The 689-nt window shown below is 50.9% G+C and carries 1 protein-coding gene; it reads right to left on the bottom strand.

What is annotated here, in order from left to right; all coding sequences use genetic code 11:
• The coding region (locus AC1DRJ_RS31090; protein ID WP_477805483.1) for a GIY-YIG nuclease family protein at positions 1-435 on the bottom strand (435 nt) is incomplete at its 3' end.
• Positions 436-689 lie beyond the last annotated feature (254 nt).

Raw genomic sequence — 689 nt, forward strand, 5'->3', positions numbered from 1 at the left:
ATCTAATAGATGGGCGTATGTCGTGTCCCTGCTTGGGCGCGTAGACTGTTTGCGTGGAGAAACACCTGCTCGTGATGCGCTGGAGCCTTCTTTCCGGACTTCAATGATGGTTACTTCACTGACGTCCGAAGCTAACTTGAGTATGGATTGGACCGCAAGAATTGCATCGTCCGGGTGAATGTTGAAGAACTCACGCCTTTTCTGTCGAAGTGGCAGGAGCTTTGTATGCACCAGTGATTCAAACTTCCGGCAGTCGTTCACCGCGATCTGATGGGTTACCTCCCAAAGAAAATCACCCGTCGAACTCTGATTTATTTCTGCACAGCGAACAGCTGGATCTCTAGCGGTTCTACCGATCTTGCACACCGGAAGATCGATGTCTTTGACCCCGAGGACATATACATACCCTCTCTCTGCGTCAGAATAGTTTTCCATAATGGTTTGCCTAGAGTTGTAGAGGAAATAGCTCCTTTCGTCACCGATTGGAATGGTTCGCAGCCGGCATTTGCTACCTGGTACCTGACGTGAAGGTCACCTGCCTCGAAAAATACCAATTTATCACGCGGAGTCGCGATACCTACAGGCCGAATGGCTGCTTTAGGGCCGGGACTTGATCAACCGGGCTTCGCCGTTCTCTGCCGATCATGKTTACGAAGCGTGCGGGTCAGATTGAATGTAGACGTGTGGGC

This window comes from Pseudomonas sp. P5_B2 (assembly GCF_056400445.1).